The organism is Aquimarina sp. AD10 (genome assembly GCF_003443715.1).
Classification (GTDB): Bacteria; Bacteroidota; Bacteroidia; order Flavobacteriales; family Flavobacteriaceae; genus Aquimarina; species Aquimarina aggregata.
This window is the reverse complement of record NZ_CP031965.1, coordinates 4,240,354-4,255,659: the sequence shown is the minus strand read 5'-3', so window position 1 is coordinate 4,255,659 and position 15,306 is coordinate 4,240,354. Positions and strand designations below refer to the sequence as shown.

Here is a 15,306-nt window from a genome sequence, read left to right as displayed (position 1 = left end):
ATCAGAGTCTAATAGTTAGCAATTATAAACAGGGTAAATTTTATGGGGTTTATAGAGTTAGCCTATTTATATAGTCTAGCTCTTTGTTCTTACTATTCTATCGTTCAATTCTTGTGTTGGTCTATAGTTTTCTCCCATTATTTCTTTAAACCTATTCAATTGATTTGCCGTTGCTGTTATAGGGTCTTGAAGAACAAACCATGTTACTATTTCTGAACAAGCAGGTGTTGTTAGAGAACCACTATAGGTATAAAAGTCTAAATCATCAGGTAACAATTCTGTTACATTAAATTCTTCATCACTTATAAACTCTTCGTTGGCCAACTCTGGCAAATCTCCCAAATACGTTTCTAAAATCTCATTTGATTCTCCTTCTTCAAACATAACACCAATTACTGCTAAAAGTCCTGTGCTTGGGTCTTGGTGTACTAGATGCATTTCCATAGGAGCTCTTTGTCCATCTATAGTATGTTCACTACCTGTATGAAAATGAAATTGTATTAAGTTATAATCAATATTGTTTAGAGATGCAAGACTTCCTACATCATATACGAACTCTACTGTAGTACCAGTATTGATTATTTCTGTAGCACTATCATTATAATTAATATTAATGTTATTGATATCTCCATCTTCAAGAACTGTAGTTGTTACGATATTTATTGGTGATTGTGAATTACCGTCACAATCCAACCATAAATCACCGCACAAATTGGCCCATAACTCTGGTCCTTCAAGACCTTCATATCCAAAAGTGCAATCTGTAGGGTCAGATTTACCGTAATACATGTTTGCCAATTCCATCTCGCTGGTTGCTCTTGAATTTGTATCCTGTACTGTAGGGGTTTGTAAAGTTTCATTTTCACAAGAAGATACTATTAGTAAAGACCATGCTACTAAAATTAATACCCCTAATCGTGTAGTTAATACATTTTGACTTTTGTGTGTCATAATAGTTTAAATTTAGTTTGTAGATTTTTACCGAAAATAATCACTAGTAAGAACTCAAAACTCAAAATAAATCAATGAAATACCTGTTTTTGATCAATCAAAAAAGAAGCTTTAATCAATACTTATATTGACATAAATCAACTATTTATATAAAATGTGAATAAAAAACCAACTAACATGTAACCTTTTTGCATAACAGAGGTATTAGTAATAAAGCCAACCGAAAAAAGAGTAACATCTTGAAAAAATTAAATGACGAAGAGTTAATGATTTTAGTATCTAAAGGTGATTTAGATATGATGACTATTCTTTTTGATAGATATCATCTCAAAATTTTCAATTATGTATTGAAAATGACAAGAGATCGAGAAATCAGTCAGGATATCACTCAAGAAGTTTTTTATAAGGCAATTAAATATAGAGCTTCTTATAAAAAAGGTAAGTTTTCATCATGGCTATATACAATCGCTAGAAATGTATTTTCTGATCACTACCAGCGTCAAAAAAACAAAGACCAACGTATAGACGACATTGTCTATAGAATGGAAGATCAACAAATTGATACTGTAGAACAAAATGAAACAAGAGAGCAATTACATAAAGCTCTAGACAAATTACATGATGGTGATAAAGAGCTAATTGTTATGAATCGCTACCAAGGAATTAAATATCAAGAAATTGCCGAAATAACAGGCTCTACAGTAGGAGCGGTTAAAACTAAAGTGCACAGGGCAATTCACAAATTAAAAGATCATTATTTACAAAACATATAATATTATGAAATGTAAACACATAGAAGATCAACTCATTGATTACATAGATCAAAATCTAGATGAGGAGATATCTCAAAAAATTGAAACACACCTTTTAAGCTGCACTAATTGCAGTGATGCTTTACATCAACTTCAAACTATTTTTGAAGTTATTAATACTGAACCTATTGAAGAACCTAGGACAGACATGCGAATCAATTTTGATCAAATGTTACAAAGAGAGAAGGCGATTCTAAAGGATTCTAAAGTAGTTTCAATCCGTAAAAAAGACAATATTTCTTGGAAAAGTATATTACAGATTGCAGCTACAATTGCACTTGTCTTATGCGGGTATTTTTATGGAAAATTTCAAAACACCGCATCATTCTCTCAAGAGATGGCTATTCTTAAAGAAGAAAAGCAACAAATGAAACAAGTAATGACTATTTCTTTAATCGAAAATGAATCTGCAAGTAAACGATTACAAGCAGTGAACTATGCCGAAGAATTTGAAAAACCGGGAAATGACATCTTAAATGCTTTAATTAATAAAATGAATTATGATGATCATATCAATGTGCGATTAGCTGCAGCAGAAGCATTGGCAAAATTTTCGGATTCTGAAATGGTTCGTAAAGCATTGATTAATGCCTTGGACACAGAGCAAGATCCGGGCATGCAATTAGAATTAATTCAAATATTAGTATCCATTCAGGAAAAACGCGCGATTCCTTCAATGGAAAAATTGCTCAAACAAGATGCAACTCCAAACTATGTAAAAGATCAAGTAAAAATTGGGTTGCCAAATTTAATTTAAATCAAAAAACGAATACTCATGAAAAAAATAGTGATAGCACTACTACTATATGTAGTCACAGGAAACTTAACTGCACAAAATCATTCATCTGCATTACAAGGAGTAAAAAAAGTAAAGATCAGTTCTGCATCTGGAACAAACATAAAGACTCACGCTAAAAATGAACTGTTGATTATTGGTGATGGTCATTCAATGCCCGAGAAAGCTAAAGGCTTAAAAGCTGTTTATGCAGGTGGTAGTGATAATACAGGAATGGGAGTATATATTAATAAAGAAGGAGAAACTTTAGTGGTTAGAAATCTAAAGGGTATGAATAGTAAAACACTAGAGATCTATCTTCCTAAAGATATTAATATAACTGTAGAAAAAAGTAACCTAGGACATTTATCAATTGAAGGTTTTTCTTCTGAAATAGAGGCAAGAACCAATGTAGGAAATATTATTTTAAAAGATGTAACAGGTCCCATTGTTGCAAAAACCTCAACGGGAGAAATAAATGTGATATTTAAAAAAGTAAGTCAAAGTTCACCAATTTCACTTATATCTTCTACCGGACCTATAGATATTAGCATTCCTTCTAATACTGCAGCAAATCTTGAACTTAAAACAAGTATGGGAGAAATTTATACTGATTTTGATATAAAATTTCCTTCTGCCGACGATGACATGAGAATAGTTGCTGGCAAAAGAACTGTAAAAACATCACTTAATAATGGTGGCGTAGACATAAGTCTAAGATCATCAACAGGTAATATATATTTAAGAAAACAATAAAATAAGAGGTCATCAATCAATCAAAAAACAATCATATGAAAACTGTATTAAAACTTTTATTCTTGTGCTTAGTTTCTTTTCAAATAAATGCACAAAAAACCATTGAGAAAGAATTTAACCCAGCTGATCTGGTTAAGATAGAATTTAAATTTGCTGATGATATTACTATAAAAACCTGGGAAAAGAACAAGGTATATGTAAAAGCTGACATCAGTATTAATGGAGGAGAATTTGACAATTATTTTACTCTAAAAACCGACGTTTCATCATCAATATTAGATATATCTTCAGATTATGGTGATTTATTTGACAAGTGGAAAAAAGAAAAAGGGTCAAACAAAAATAATAATTGGAATCCTTGCAATAATCTTGACATAGATGCACAATACACAATTTTTCTTCCTAAAAACTCTAAACTAAAAGTAAAAAGTATATCGGGTAGTGTTGCGTCAGAAAACTATGAAGGAGAATTAATCGTTGATATCATAAGTGGTAATATTGATATCAAAAACTATCTTGGAGATCTAAATCTTAAGACAATTAGTGGAGACATTGATATTAATATTGCAAAATCATCGTTAAAAGCAGAAACGATTTCGGGTATGATTTATTCAGATAAAGATTTACAATTTGATCATGGTAAAAACAGAGTTGTGGGCAGTAAAGTATCTGGTACTTTTGGAAACGCACTAAGTGATTTAGAGCTTAAAACCATTAGCGGAAGTATTTTTATTAGAAAACAATAACCCGTCTAACAGGATACTCAAACACAATAAAATATAGTAAAACATAAATTTTAAGTGTTACTTAGAGTTTAGTCATTGTAGTAGCGCAGTGACTAAACTCTTTTCTATTTTAGTATATCTTATTCAATATCATCATATTTTAACTCAATCTACCATAGAAATAAAATAAAATACTATTTTTGCCCATTGCCATAAGTGCCTAGCAAATCAATATCTATATGTCCTTAAAGAAATCAATCTTAGTTATAATCTTAGTATTGCTTATTGATCAAATTAGTAAAGTATATATTAAGACACATTTTAGTCTTCATGAAGAAGTAAAAGTCCTAAGTTGGTTTCGAATAGTTTTTGTAGAAAATAAAGGAATGGCTTGGGGAGTAGAACTTCCTGGTAGTTATGGAAAACTTATTCTTACATTATTTAGATTAGTGGCTATTTCAGGTATTGGATACTGGCTTTATGATTCTATCCGAAAAAACAGTCCAAAGATACTTACATTTTGTATTGCCCTAATTTTTGCAGGAGCTTTTGGAAACATAATTGATTCTGTTTTATACGGGGTTCTTTTTGAAGAAAGTACTCGAGTAAATATTGCAAGCTTTTTGCCTGCAGATGGTGGATATGAAACCTTATTTTATGGCAAGGTGGTTGACATGATTCAATTTACATTTTATGATGATATCCTACCTGATTGGATACCATTCTGGGGTGGTGAACATTTTTCTTTCTTTGACCCAGTATTTAATATTGCCGACTCGGCTATTAGTGTTGGTGTATTCTTACTTATAGTATTTTATAAAAAAGCATTTCCAAAACAGGAAGAAGAGTTATAATAAACACTAATTTTTACATTAGTATTCTTTCAAAATCATTCAATTTTATTGGTTTAGCAATATAGTCTGAAACGATATCTATTGCCTTAGCTCTCTCGATATCTCTAGAATCTATTGATGAACTAACTACATAAAGATTGATATTTGAAAAACCTTGGTTTTTAATTTTCGAAAATTCTTTCAAAAACTCCCATCCATCCATTATAGGCATGTTAATATCAAGAAATATCACTTCTGGTATTTTTCCACCATTTTGTAGAGAAGCTAAAAAGAAGTCTAAAGCTTCTTTACCGTTATTAAAAACTAAAACCGATTTAGACAACCTTCTTAGTTCTATTATTTTACTAACTAGATTAATATAAATATTGTCATCGTCTATGATGCAAACACTTTGAAAACTTTGGGACATTATAGGGGTAATTATATATGTCGAATATATAACAAAGTATTATCGAATACAAGAAATGTTAATTAATTCTTAAAATAATATGTTTTTAGAGGAGTAACACAAATATCAAGACTAATATCCGTTGGCAACACATCGACAATTTCTTGTTCTGATTCAAAAAAAGATAAGCCTATTTTTAAAGTATCTGCATTACATTTTTCTAAAAACTTATCATAAAAACCTTTCCCATAGCCTACACGATTTCCATTTTTATCAAAAGCCAATAAAGGCACAAAAACTACTTCTATTTTTTCTTCAGGAATTGGGATTCCATCTACTGGTTCTGGTATTCCCCAAGCATTTGATTTAAGTACTGTGTTATCTGTAAGTAAAATATGTTCTAGGGTATTATCTTTAAAATTACTTTTAGATACAATAACATTCTTGTCTTTTCCCTGAAGGATATGAAGAAGGTATTCTGTATTAATTTCTTTTTGTTTTTCTATTGGCAAAAAAAGATGATAATAGGATTTTTCCCAAATAGGTAATTGTAACATTCGGTTGGCTATATCTATACTAAGGTCTTCAATTTTTTCTCCATTTAGTTCTAATCTCAACGCCTTATACTTGTTACGTAAATCCTTTTTATTCATGTATCAATTCCTTTGTAATTCTAAAAATTGCATCTCCTTTATATACAATTGGCGCCTCGTTGGCATTGATAACATATCCTTCGGTATTAGCTTTAACAACATGTCTCATTTTACCATAAGGATCGGTTATTGTAGCAAGAATTTCACCTTTTTCAACATGTTTACTAATAGGTATTTTTATATGAAGTAATCCGCTATATTTAGCTCTAAGCCAGCTACTATTTCTAATTACAATACTATTTGATTTTTTAGTAGGCATTTCAAATGTATTGTCTAGCATATCCAAATGGTGCAGAATACGCATTGTTCCTTGCACTCCTTCTATTGCTATTTCTTTACTACTATTCTGTGATTTTCCGCCTTCAAACAACAATATATCTTTGCCTTTTTTTGCGCAAGTAGCTCGATAAGAACCTGCCAGATTCTTACTTAGAAGTATAAAAGGTGCATTAAATATTTTTGCCAATTCGATTAACCTTTCATTATTTGGATCTACTCTTATATGCGCGGCATTAAATCTACTAGCTCCACCCGTATGAAAGTCCAAACAAAAATCGGCAGATGGTAATATTTCATTAATAAACTGAAATGCAAAGCGACTTGCCAATGATCCGTTTTTTGTACCAGGAAAAACTCGATTGAGATCTCTACCGTCTGGAAAAAAACGGTTCATACTTAAAAACCCAAATACATTAAGCACAGGAATACAAATAATACTTCCTCTTTTAGGTTTATTAATTTTTTTAGCGATTATTTGTCGTACGACTTCTACTCCATTTATTTCATCTCCATGAATTCCTGCTGTAATAAGTACTGTTGGCCCTGGTTCTTTAGACCTTTCTATAATTATAGGTATCTCTACTTTAGTGGATGTATATAGTTTTGCTATATTAAAATTTATGGTAGTACTAGCTCCTAAAGGAACTTCATTACCAAGAATATTAAGCACATTATCTTTTGTCGTTTTTGTCATTTTCTTTTATAAACTTCTTTCTATATAACGAATAATCGTTTTAGCAATATCTCTTCCTGTAACAGTTTCTATACCTTCTAATCCTGGCGAAGAATTAACTTCTAGAATTAAGGGTCCCCGTTTACTTTGTAGCATATCAACTCCTGCTACTCCCATTTTTAATGATTTAGCAGCCATAATTGCCGCTTGTTCTTCATGTCTACTTAGACGTATCAATGATGCTGTACCTCCCCTATGTAAATTAGATCTAAATTCACCTTCTTTGCTTTGTCTTTTCATTGCACCAACAACCTCTCCATCTACTACAAAAGCTCTTATATCTGCTCCTTTGGCCTCACGTATAAACTCTTGTACTATTACTCTAGCTTGTAATCCATTAAATGCTTCTAAAACTGACTCTGCTGCCGTTTGCGTTTCTGCCAAAACCACTCCAAGTCCTTGTGTTCCTTCTAATAGCTTAATTATCAGTGGCGCTCCCCCTACATGAGAAATCACTTCAGATACATCTTTAGAATAATTCGTGAATACTGTTTTTGGCAAACCCAATCCTGCCTTTGATAATATCTGCAAACTTCTTAGTTTATCTCTGGACTGCAGTAACGCTTGAGATTTTAGCGTCGTAAACACATTCATCATCTCGAATTGTCGTACAACTGCTGTTCCATAAAAAGTAGTAGAAGATCCTATTCTCGGGATAACAGCATCGACATGATCTAGTTTTCTACCTCGATAATAAATCTCGGGTTTTTGTCTTTCGATTACGATGTCACAATTTAAAGGATCTATAACTTGTACGCTGTGTTTACGTTTTACAGCAGCTTGAACAAGAACATTTGTAGAATACAAATTTGCGCTTCGTGACAAGATTTTTATATTCATTACAATTTTTGGTTATGAGACTGGTTTTCTAATTGAGGATCAACTAAAAACTTTCCGCTTAAAAACTTTCTTCCGATATGAATAGGAAAACACACATCCTCATGCGGAGATAGGTTAAGGATTATGGGGTGTGTTTTATCAAAAATTTTAATTTGGGTCTTTATTGCAAAGCACATTTCAACTTTTCCAGTGCTCCCTTTAACAGCAGTAATGTCATAATTTTTAAATGTGAACTTTTTGCCATTATATTCTGGATGCGTAGCATCTAGAAAGCTACACTGTAATGTCTGATCAATTTCTTTTATATCAACACAATGAATTGAAGAAGTATACGCTCCAGTATCGATTTTGGTATCGATAGCTAACAGTTCTAAAAGAGGAAAATCCGCTTTATCAGTTCGGCCAATTATTTTCTTTTCTCGTTTCAAAAAAATAACATTGCTATTGGGACTACTAATGTAATAAAAATCAATCTGTATTAAGGAATTAACCTACTTTTAAAACGGGTTTACGCATTAAAAATGATAATTTTGACTATGATTTAACAAAAATTAAACCTTTAAGGATTATACTTCAACCCTGTAAACCCTTAACTTTACCAATGGAATATGCTTGAAACTTCTTTAGACATACAGCTTAAAACATTACCTACCGATCCTGGTGTATATCAATACTATGATAAAGATGATAAGTTACTGTATATTGGTAAAGCTAAAAATTTAAAAAAACGTGTAGCTTCTTATTTTACTAAAAGTCACGATAATTACAAGACTAAAGTTCTTGTTAAGAAAATTCATTCGATTAAACATATTGTTGTAGAAACAGAGACAGATGCACTATTACTTGAGAATAATCTCATAAAAAAGCATCAGCCTCGTTTTAATGTTATGCTTAAGGATGATAAAACGTATCCTTGGATATGTATTAAAAAAGAACGCTTTCCAAGAATCTTTCCTACAAGAAATTTAATTAAAGATGGATCAGAATATTACGGTCCTTACACTAATTTTAAAACAGTTAACACTTTACTTGATCTTATTAAAGGACTTTATCAGCTTAGAACTTGTAATTACGATTTATCTCAAGAAAAAATTAATAATGGTAAATACAAACTTTGTTTAGAATATCATTTAGGAAACTGTAAGGGACCTTGTGAAGGGCTACAAGATGAAAATGAATACAACGAAAATCTAAACGCCATAAGACAAATCGTAAAAGGAAATTTTAAAGATTCTTTAAATAGGTTTAGAAAACAAATGGCAGAGCATGCAGAAAAAATGGAGTTTGAAGATGCTCAAATAATCAAAGAAAAAGTTGAAGTTCTTGAAAAATATCAAGCAAAATCTACTGTAGTAAACCCTAATATAAGTAACGTCGATGTTTTCTCTATCATCTCAGACGAATCCTATGGGTATGTTAATTTTTTCCAACTGTCTTATGGTGCCATTATACGATCGCATACTACAGAAATTAAAAAGAAATTAGACGAATCTGATAAGGAACTTTTAGAACTAGCTATTATCGAACTACGACAACGTTTTGGATCCGAATCTAAAGAGATATACGTTCCTTTTAAAGTGGATATTGGTACCAGTTTAAAAATTACTGTTCCTCAATTAGGAGATAAAAAAAAGATTGTTGACTTATCCTTACGAAACGCAAAGTACTTTAGACAAGAACGTTTTAAACAAATTAAAATCATTGATCCTGATCGTCATGTAAAACGATTGATGGCACAAATGAAAAAAGATTTAAGACTACCCGAAGAACCAACCCATATAGAATGTTTTGACAACTCTAATATACAAGGAACTAATCCGGTAGCCGCTTGTGTGGTGTTCAAAAATGGAAAACCTGCAAAAAAAGAATATCGGAAATTTAATATTAAGACTGTTGAAGGTCCAAATGATTTTGCTTCTATGGAAGAAGTTGTGTACCGCAGATATAAACGATTACTAGAGGAAGAACAACCACTACCACAATTGGTTATTGTTGATGGTGGTAAAGGACAATTATCCTCAGGATTAAAAGCACTTGATGACCTAAATCTAAGAGGTAAAATAACTATTATCGGAATTGCCAAAAGGTTAGAAGAAATTTACTATCCCGGGGACTCGATACCCCTGTACTTAGACAAAAAATCAGAATCACTGAAAGTTATTCAACATTTACGTAATGAAGCACATCGATTCGGAATCACTTTTCACAGGCAAAAAAGAAGTAAAGCTGCTTTAGAGACAGAGTTAGATGATATTCCGGGTGTAGGAGAAAAGACCGTAATAGAATTATTAAAACATTTTAGATCAGTAAAACGAATTAGCACAGCATCCAAAGAAGAACTATCTCAGGTTATTGGAAACGCTAGAGCAACTAAAGTATTTAATTACTACCTTTCTAAAAAAGAGTAATTGTGAACGAAAAATATATCTTAAGAAATATATTAACTAGGGTATTGTTACTATCTGCAATGTTCTTTTCGCAAATACACTGGTCTCAAGTCAAAGAAAATATCGACACACTTAATGTTGATCAACCCGAAGACCTAAAAGTTGGTTTAGTGCTTAGCGGTGGCGGCGCAAAAGGGTTAGCACATATTGGCGTTTTAAAAGTCATTGAAGAAGCAGGAGTTCGTATAGATTATATAGGAGGTACTAGTATGGGGGCTATAGTAGGAGCCTTATATGCTTCGGGCTATCGAGCAAAACAACTTGATTCAATTTTTAGAGCAGTCAATTTTGAAGCCTTGCTTCAAGATCAACTTCCTAGAGAAGCTAAGACATTCTATGAAAAAGAAGACGCCCAGAAATATGCAATTACTTTGCCTTTCGACAATTTTAAGGTAGGACTACCAAAGGGACTTTCAAAAGGGCAAAATTTTTACAATCAACTCTCAAGATATACAGCTCATGTAAACGATATTTATGACTTTAATGAATTACCAATACCTTTTTTCTGTATGTCTACTAATATAGAAACTGGTGAAGAAGTACTTCTAGATAAAGGATATTTACCAGAAGCTGTTGCTGCTAGTGGTGCACTTCCTTCTATTTTTAGTCCAATTGAGTTAAACGGAATTTTAATGACCGATGGTGGGGTAACAAACAATTATCCTGTGAAAGAAATTAAACAGAAAGGAGCAGAAATTGTAATTGGCGTTGACGTACAAGATAGTTTATTGCCTAGTGAACAACTTAATTCTGTAACGAATATCATGTTACAAATAAGCAATTTTCGCACCTATAAAGCCATGAAAGATAAAGTTTCGCAGACCGATCTTTATTTAAAACCATCTATAATGGATTTTTCTGTAGTTTCATTTGATAAAGCCGATGAAATAATAGCCAACGGAGAAAAAGCGGCAAAATCTAATTTTGACAAACTTAAGGATATAGCCAGCAGACAGCAACCATCTGAGCCTATAGCCAAAGTTCCAAAAAATTTAGAAAATCTAGTGATCAATAGTTTAAAAATCTCTGGACATAAAAGATATACCCGAGCCTATATTAAAGGAAAATTGAAACTCAAAACACCGAGTGTTACTACTTATCAAAAGTTAAATGAAGGTATAAACAACCTGTCAGCAACAGGAAATTTTGATCGGGTTAGTCACAAATTAGTAGATGCCGAAGAAGGCAAAGAATTAGTTGTTAATGTCAAAGAAAGTCAAAACAAAATGCTTTTGCGTTTTGGATTACATTATGATGATTTGTATCAAACTGCAGCACTAGTAAATGTAACAAAAAAAAGCCTGCTAGTAAACAATGATGTACTATCCTTAGATGTGATTTTAGGTGACAACATTCGCTACAACCTAGATTATTATATCGATAAAGGATTCTATTGGAGCACTGGATTAAAGTATCGATATACTAATTTTAAAAAAGCATTTGACTTTGATTTTATTGGACAATTTGGAGAAATTCCCACTTTAGACATTAATACTATTGATATAAATTATACTGATTTTAATGTACAAGTATATGCAGAAACATTATTAAAACAGACATTTTCGGTTGGTTTGGGTGCAGAATATAAACGCTTACAAATCATTTCTGAAACCTTTGGGGAAGATCAAGATCAAATCCCGAGAACCGTATTTGATGATAGTGATTACTGGAGTGCTTTTGGTTATATTAAATTTGATACCTACGACAATAAATATTTCCCCAAACGAGGTGTGTTTTTTGAAGGAGATGTTCATTCTTATCTTTTATCGTCTGATTTCACAAATAGCTTCGATGAGTTTTCTATTGCCAAAGCGCAACTTGGTTATGCCACATCTTTATCAAGCAAGTTGTCTCTTAATATGAGTGCAGAAGCCGGTACCAAAATAGGAAACAATGCCATCAACTCTTTAGGTTTTCTACTTGGTGGTTTTGGAGCTAAAACAATTAATAATTTTGTGCCTTTTTATGGATATGATTTTCTAGGTATTACCGGACAAAGTTTTGCAAAAGCACTTGTTGCCCTTGACTATGAGTTTATTAAAAAAAATCATATTAACGCAACAGCCAACTTTGCTAATGTCGGTAATAAACTGTTTAGTACAGGAAGATGGTTTGAAGATCCCGAGTTTAGTGGATATGCCTTAGGTTACGGATTAGAAACATTCGGAGGTCCGGTACAAATAAAATACACCTACTCTCCAGAATTAAATGAAAGTCAATGGTTCTTTAGTGTTGGTTTTTGGTTTTAAGTAATTTGAAACTTAAAAGAATAGAAATATTTCCGATATTTGTACTATTATGAACTTGTTTTGGCAGGATTTATTACTACTATTACACTACCTTATTAAGCGTAATCCGGAATAAGGCAGGTTTACTATTTGCTTTTTTAAAAAAATAGTTAATCCTTAAAACTTAAGTTACAATGCCTTTTTATCATACTTTAGGGAGCATACCTCCCAAACGCCATACCATCTTTAAAAAACCAGATGGTAATCTATATTACGAGCAACTGTTTGGCACCATTGGTTTTGACGGAATGTCTACAAATTCATACCATTGTCATAGACCAACGCAAGTAAAAGAAATAAAAGGAAGTTACAGTGTAGCTCCAAAAGTGGCTATAAAAAATAATATAAAATCTTATCGATTTCATGGTTTTAAAGTGAATCCCGAAAAAGATTATTTAAAGAGCAGAAAAAATGTACTTATTAATAGTGATGTAAGTATTATTTTATCCGCTCCTCAAAACCTTGCTACAGATTATTTCTATAAAAATACTGACGCAGACGAACTACTATTTATACATCGTGGTTCAGGAAAATTTAGAAGTCATCTAGGTAATCTAGATTTCAAATACGGGGATTATATTGTCGTTCCTAGAGGCACAATATATAAATTAGACTTTAACACTAGTGATAACCGCCTATTTATTGTAGAATCCAGAAGACCTATTTATACCCCAAAAAGGTATCGTAATTGGTTTGGGCAATTATTAGAACACTCTCCCTATTGCGAACGAGATCTTAGAGCTCCTTATGAATTAGAAACAAATGATGAAAAAGGAGAATTCTTAATCAAAGTTAAAAAACAAGATGAAATTTTTGACATGATTTATGCAACACATCCTTTTGATGTGATTGGTTATGATGGATTTAATTTTCCGTATGCCTTTTCTATTCACGATTTTGAACCTATTACAGGACGAATACATCAACCGCCACCTGTACATCAAACTTTTGAAACTGATGCCTTCGTGGTCTGTTCTTTTGTTCCTAGGTTATACGACTATCACCCTGATAGCATCCCTGCTCCTTACAATCATAGTAATATCGATAGTGATGAAGTTTTATATTATGTAGACGGAGATTTTATGAGTAGAAATGATGTAGATGCAGGTCATATATCCCTACATCCTGCTGGTATCCCTCACGGTCCTCACCCAGGTGCGGTCGAGAGAAGCATTGGTAAAACAAAAACCGATGAATTAGCAGTAATGGTTGACACTTTTAAACCCCTTATGGTTACAGAAGAAGCTATGCAAATTGCCGATGAGGACTATTACAAATCTTGGTTAGAATAAGATATCAGAACAATTTTAAGTAAATTATTGCATCAATATCATAACAAAATGTTGAATTACAGAAAAGATATTACTGCTCATCTTAGAGCAATGTGGTAAGTTAGATTGACAATATCTGTACAATTTTAGAGACAGTGTAAAATTTCAGTATCTAATTTTAAATTAATTAATAATCTAATTAAAAATATCATGTCAACAAATATAACTCCTCAAGATTTAGAAAAAGTAGTTCCTCAAGCAGAAGATTTTTTACCACTTTTAGGAACCGATTATGTAGAACTTTATGTTGGTAACGCCAAACAAGCCGCATATTACTACCAAACCGCATGGGGTTTTGAACCTGTAGCTTATGCAGGATTAGAGACAGGTCGCAAGGATAGCGTATCTTATGTTTTACAGCAAGATAAAATACGACTTGTGCTCACCTCTCCTCTTCAACCAGACGGAGATATTAATAAACACATTAATGCGCATGGAGATGGTGTGAAAGTTGTAGCACTATGGGTAGATGATGCCACCAAAAGCTATGAAGAAACTGTAAAACGTGGTGCCGAATCTTATTTAAAACCTACAACTCAAAAAGATGAAAATGGTAGTGTTGTGTTTTCAGGAATACACACTTATGGCGAAACTGTACACATTTTTGTAGAACGAAAAAACTATAAAGGGACGTTCTTACCTGGTTATATGCCATGGAATAAATCCTATAAAACAGAGCCAACTGGTTTAAAATTTATTGATCATATGGTTGGTAATGTAGGATGGAATGAAATGAACAAATGGTGCGAATTTTATGCTAAAGTAATGGGCTTTGCACAATTAGTTTCTTTTGATGATAAGGACATTTCTACAGAATATACTGCACTAATGAGTAAAGTAATGAGTAATGGAAATGGGCGGATTAAATTTCCAATAAATGAGCCAGCAGAGGGAAGAAAAAAATCTCAAATCGAAGAATATATTGACTTTTACAACGGTGCAGGTGTACAACATATGGCACTAGCTACAGATAATATCATCGAAACTGTTTCGGCACTTCAAGATAGAGGTGTAGAATTTCTTACTGTACCTGCTAGTTATTATGAAACAGTACTTGACAGGGTAGGAGAAATTGATGAAGACCTTGCTCCTCTTAAAGAATTAGGAATTTTAATCGATAGGGATGATGAAGGATATCTTTTACAAATTTTCACAAAACCTGTGCTAGATCGTCCAACAATGTTTTTTGAAATCATTCAACGTAAAGGAGCTCAGTCTTTCGGTAAAGGTAATTTTAAAGCATTATTTGAAGCAATTGAACGTGAGCAACAACAAAGAGGTACATTATAAAAAAAAGAAAATAATCAGCTTTAATGATCTGGAGCCAACCTTGTTAATATCTTGAAAAAATTGAACTATTATGAGTTTTCATATAAGTTTTTGTTAAATCTCATAATAAAAAAACGTTTTCGATTGATAATTATGCAAAAAAATTCGATATTTGCAAAATATAGATGGAGTGGTTACTATCTAT

The 15,306-nt window shown here is 32.2% G+C and carries 15 protein-coding genes; 9 read left to right on the top strand and 6 right to left on the bottom strand.

The annotated features are described in order from the left end of the window. Positions 1-75: 75 nt before the first annotated feature. Complete coding sequence (locus D1816_RS17570; protein WP_118504530.1) at positions 76-951, bottom strand: carbonic anhydrase; 876 nt, start codon at positions 949-951, stop codon at positions 76-78. 239 nt (positions 952-1,190) lie between these two features. Between D1816_RS17570 and D1816_RS17565 the strand changes: the two genes are divergently transcribed. From D1816_RS17565 to D1816_RS17545, 5 genes are all read left to right on the top strand, one after another. Continuing rightward, complete coding sequence (locus D1816_RS17565) at positions 1,191-1,724, top strand: RNA polymerase sigma factor (protein ID WP_118504528.1); 534 nt, start codon at positions 1,191-1,193, stop codon at positions 1,722-1,724. 4 nt (positions 1,725-1,728) lie between these two features. Then, the gene (locus D1816_RS17560; protein ID WP_118504525.1) at positions 1,729-2,520 is read left to right on the top strand and encodes a HEAT repeat domain-containing protein; all 792 of its coding nucleotides are present in this window, start codon (positions 1,729-1,731) and stop codon (positions 2,518-2,520) included. Positions 2,521-2,538: 18 nt separating this feature from the next. Next, on the top strand, positions 2,539-3,294 hold the full coding sequence (locus D1816_RS17555; protein WP_066315636.1) for a DUF4097 family beta strand repeat-containing protein: 756 nt from the start codon (positions 2,539-2,541) through the stop codon (positions 3,292-3,294). Between the two features lie 35 nt (positions 3,295-3,329). Next, the gene (locus D1816_RS17550; RefSeq protein ID WP_066315634.1) at positions 3,330-4,040 is read left to right on the top strand and encodes a hypothetical protein; all 711 of its coding nucleotides are present in this window, start codon (positions 3,330-3,332) and stop codon (positions 4,038-4,040) included. Positions 4,041-4,258: 218 nt separating this feature from the next. Continuing rightward, positions 4,259-4,873, top strand: coding sequence for a lipoprotein signal peptidase (locus tag D1816_RS17545; protein ID WP_066315632.1), 615 nt, complete (start codon positions 4,259-4,261; stop codon positions 4,871-4,873). 13 nt (positions 4,874-4,886) lie between these two features. Here the strand turns inward: D1816_RS17545 and D1816_RS17540 are convergent, their stop codons facing one another. The 5 genes from D1816_RS17540 to D1816_RS17520 form a co-directional block, all read right to left on the bottom strand. Then, on the bottom strand, positions 4,887-5,282 hold the full coding sequence (locus D1816_RS17540; RefSeq protein ID WP_066315630.1) for a two-component system response regulator: 396 nt from the start codon (positions 5,280-5,282) through the stop codon (positions 4,887-4,889). 62 nt (positions 5,283-5,344) lie between these two features. Next, positions 5,345-5,914, bottom strand: a complete 570-nt coding sequence (locus D1816_RS17535) for a 5-formyltetrahydrofolate cyclo-ligase (protein ID WP_118504523.1) — start codon at positions 5,912-5,914, stop codon at positions 5,345-5,347. Next, positions 5,907-6,887, bottom strand: a complete 981-nt coding sequence (locus D1816_RS17530) for a succinylglutamate desuccinylase/aspartoacylase family protein (protein ID WP_118504520.1) — start codon at positions 6,885-6,887, stop codon at positions 5,907-5,909. The genes D1816_RS17535 and D1816_RS17530 overlap by 8 nt, the downstream gene beginning before the upstream one ends. 6 nt (positions 6,888-6,893) lie before the next feature. After that, positions 6,894-7,766, bottom strand: coding sequence for a 30S ribosomal protein S6--L-glutamate ligase (rimK, locus tag D1816_RS17525; RefSeq protein ID WP_066315624.1), 873 nt, complete (start codon positions 7,764-7,766; stop codon positions 6,894-6,896). After that, positions 7,766-8,194 (bottom strand): RimK/LysX family protein, encoded by a 429-nt coding sequence (locus tag D1816_RS17520; RefSeq protein ID WP_066315622.1) that lies wholly within the window; start codon positions 8,192-8,194, stop codon positions 7,766-7,768. The genes rimK and D1816_RS17520 overlap by 1 nt, the downstream gene beginning before the upstream one ends. Before the next feature lie 180 nt (positions 8,195-8,374). Here D1816_RS17520 and uvrC point away from each other — a divergent pair, with 180 nt between their 5' ends. From uvrC to hppD, 4 genes are all read left to right on the top strand, one after another. Further along, positions 8,375-10,174: an excinuclease ABC subunit UvrC gene (gene uvrC / locus D1816_RS17515; RefSeq protein WP_118504518.1), complete on the top strand. Its 1,800-nt coding sequence runs from the start codon at positions 8,375-8,377 to the stop codon at positions 10,172-10,174. A 2-nt stretch (positions 10,175-10,176) separates the two neighbouring features. Continuing rightward, positions 10,177-12,462: a patatin-like phospholipase family protein gene (locus D1816_RS17510; protein ID WP_233565255.1), complete on the top strand. Its 2,286-nt coding sequence runs from the start codon at positions 10,177-10,179 to the stop codon at positions 12,460-12,462. 173 nt (positions 12,463-12,635) lie between these two features. After that, on the top strand, positions 12,636-13,793 hold the full coding sequence (locus D1816_RS17505; RefSeq protein ID WP_118504516.1) for a homogentisate 1,2-dioxygenase: 1,158 nt from the start codon (positions 12,636-12,638) through the stop codon (positions 13,791-13,793). A 189-nt stretch (positions 13,794-13,982) separates the two neighbouring features. Beyond that, positions 13,983-15,122: a 4-hydroxyphenylpyruvate dioxygenase gene (hppD, locus tag D1816_RS17500; RefSeq protein ID WP_066315612.1), complete on the top strand. Its 1,140-nt coding sequence runs from the start codon at positions 13,983-13,985 to the stop codon at positions 15,120-15,122. The last annotated feature ends 184 nt before the right edge of the window (positions 15,123-15,306 follow it).

Coding starts and splice junctions, on each gene's coding strand:
- D1816_RS17570 (WP_118504530.1), bottom strand. CDS start 951: ATGACACACAAAAGTCAAAATGTATTAACTACACGATTAGGGGTATTA.
- D1816_RS17560 (WP_118504525.1), top strand. CDS start 1,729: ATGAAATGTAAACACATAGAAGATCAACTCATTGATTACATAGATCAA.
- D1816_RS17555 (WP_066315636.1), top strand. CDS start 2,539: ATGAAAAAAATAGTGATAGCACTACTACTATATGTAGTCACAGGAAAC.
- D1816_RS17550 (WP_066315634.1), top strand. CDS start 3,330: ATGAAAACTGTATTAAAACTTTTATTCTTGTGCTTAGTTTCTTTTCAA.
- D1816_RS17545 (WP_066315632.1), top strand. CDS start 4,259: ATGTCCTTAAAGAAATCAATCTTAGTTATAATCTTAGTATTGCTTATT.
- D1816_RS17540 (WP_066315630.1), bottom strand. CDS start 5,282: ATGTCCCAAAGTTTTCAAAGTGTTTGCATCATAGACGATGACAATATT.
- D1816_RS17535 (WP_118504523.1), bottom strand. CDS start 5,914: ATGAATAAAAAGGATTTACGTAACAAGTATAAGGCGTTGAGATTAGAA.
- D1816_RS17530 (WP_118504520.1), bottom strand. CDS start 6,887: ATGACAAAAACGACAAAAGATAATGTGCTTAATATTCTTGGTAATGAA.
- rimK (WP_066315624.1), bottom strand. CDS start 7,766: ATGAATATAAAAATCTTGTCACGAAGCGCAAATTTGTATTCTACAAAT.
- uvrC (WP_118504518.1), top strand. CDS start 8,375: ATGCTTGAAACTTCTTTAGACATACAGCTTAAAACATTACCTACCGAT.
- D1816_RS17505 (WP_118504516.1), top strand. CDS start 12,636: ATGCCTTTTTATCATACTTTAGGGAGCATACCTCCCAAACGCCATACC.
- hppD (WP_066315612.1), top strand. CDS start 13,983: ATGTCAACAAATATAACTCCTCAAGATTTAGAAAAAGTAGTTCCTCAA.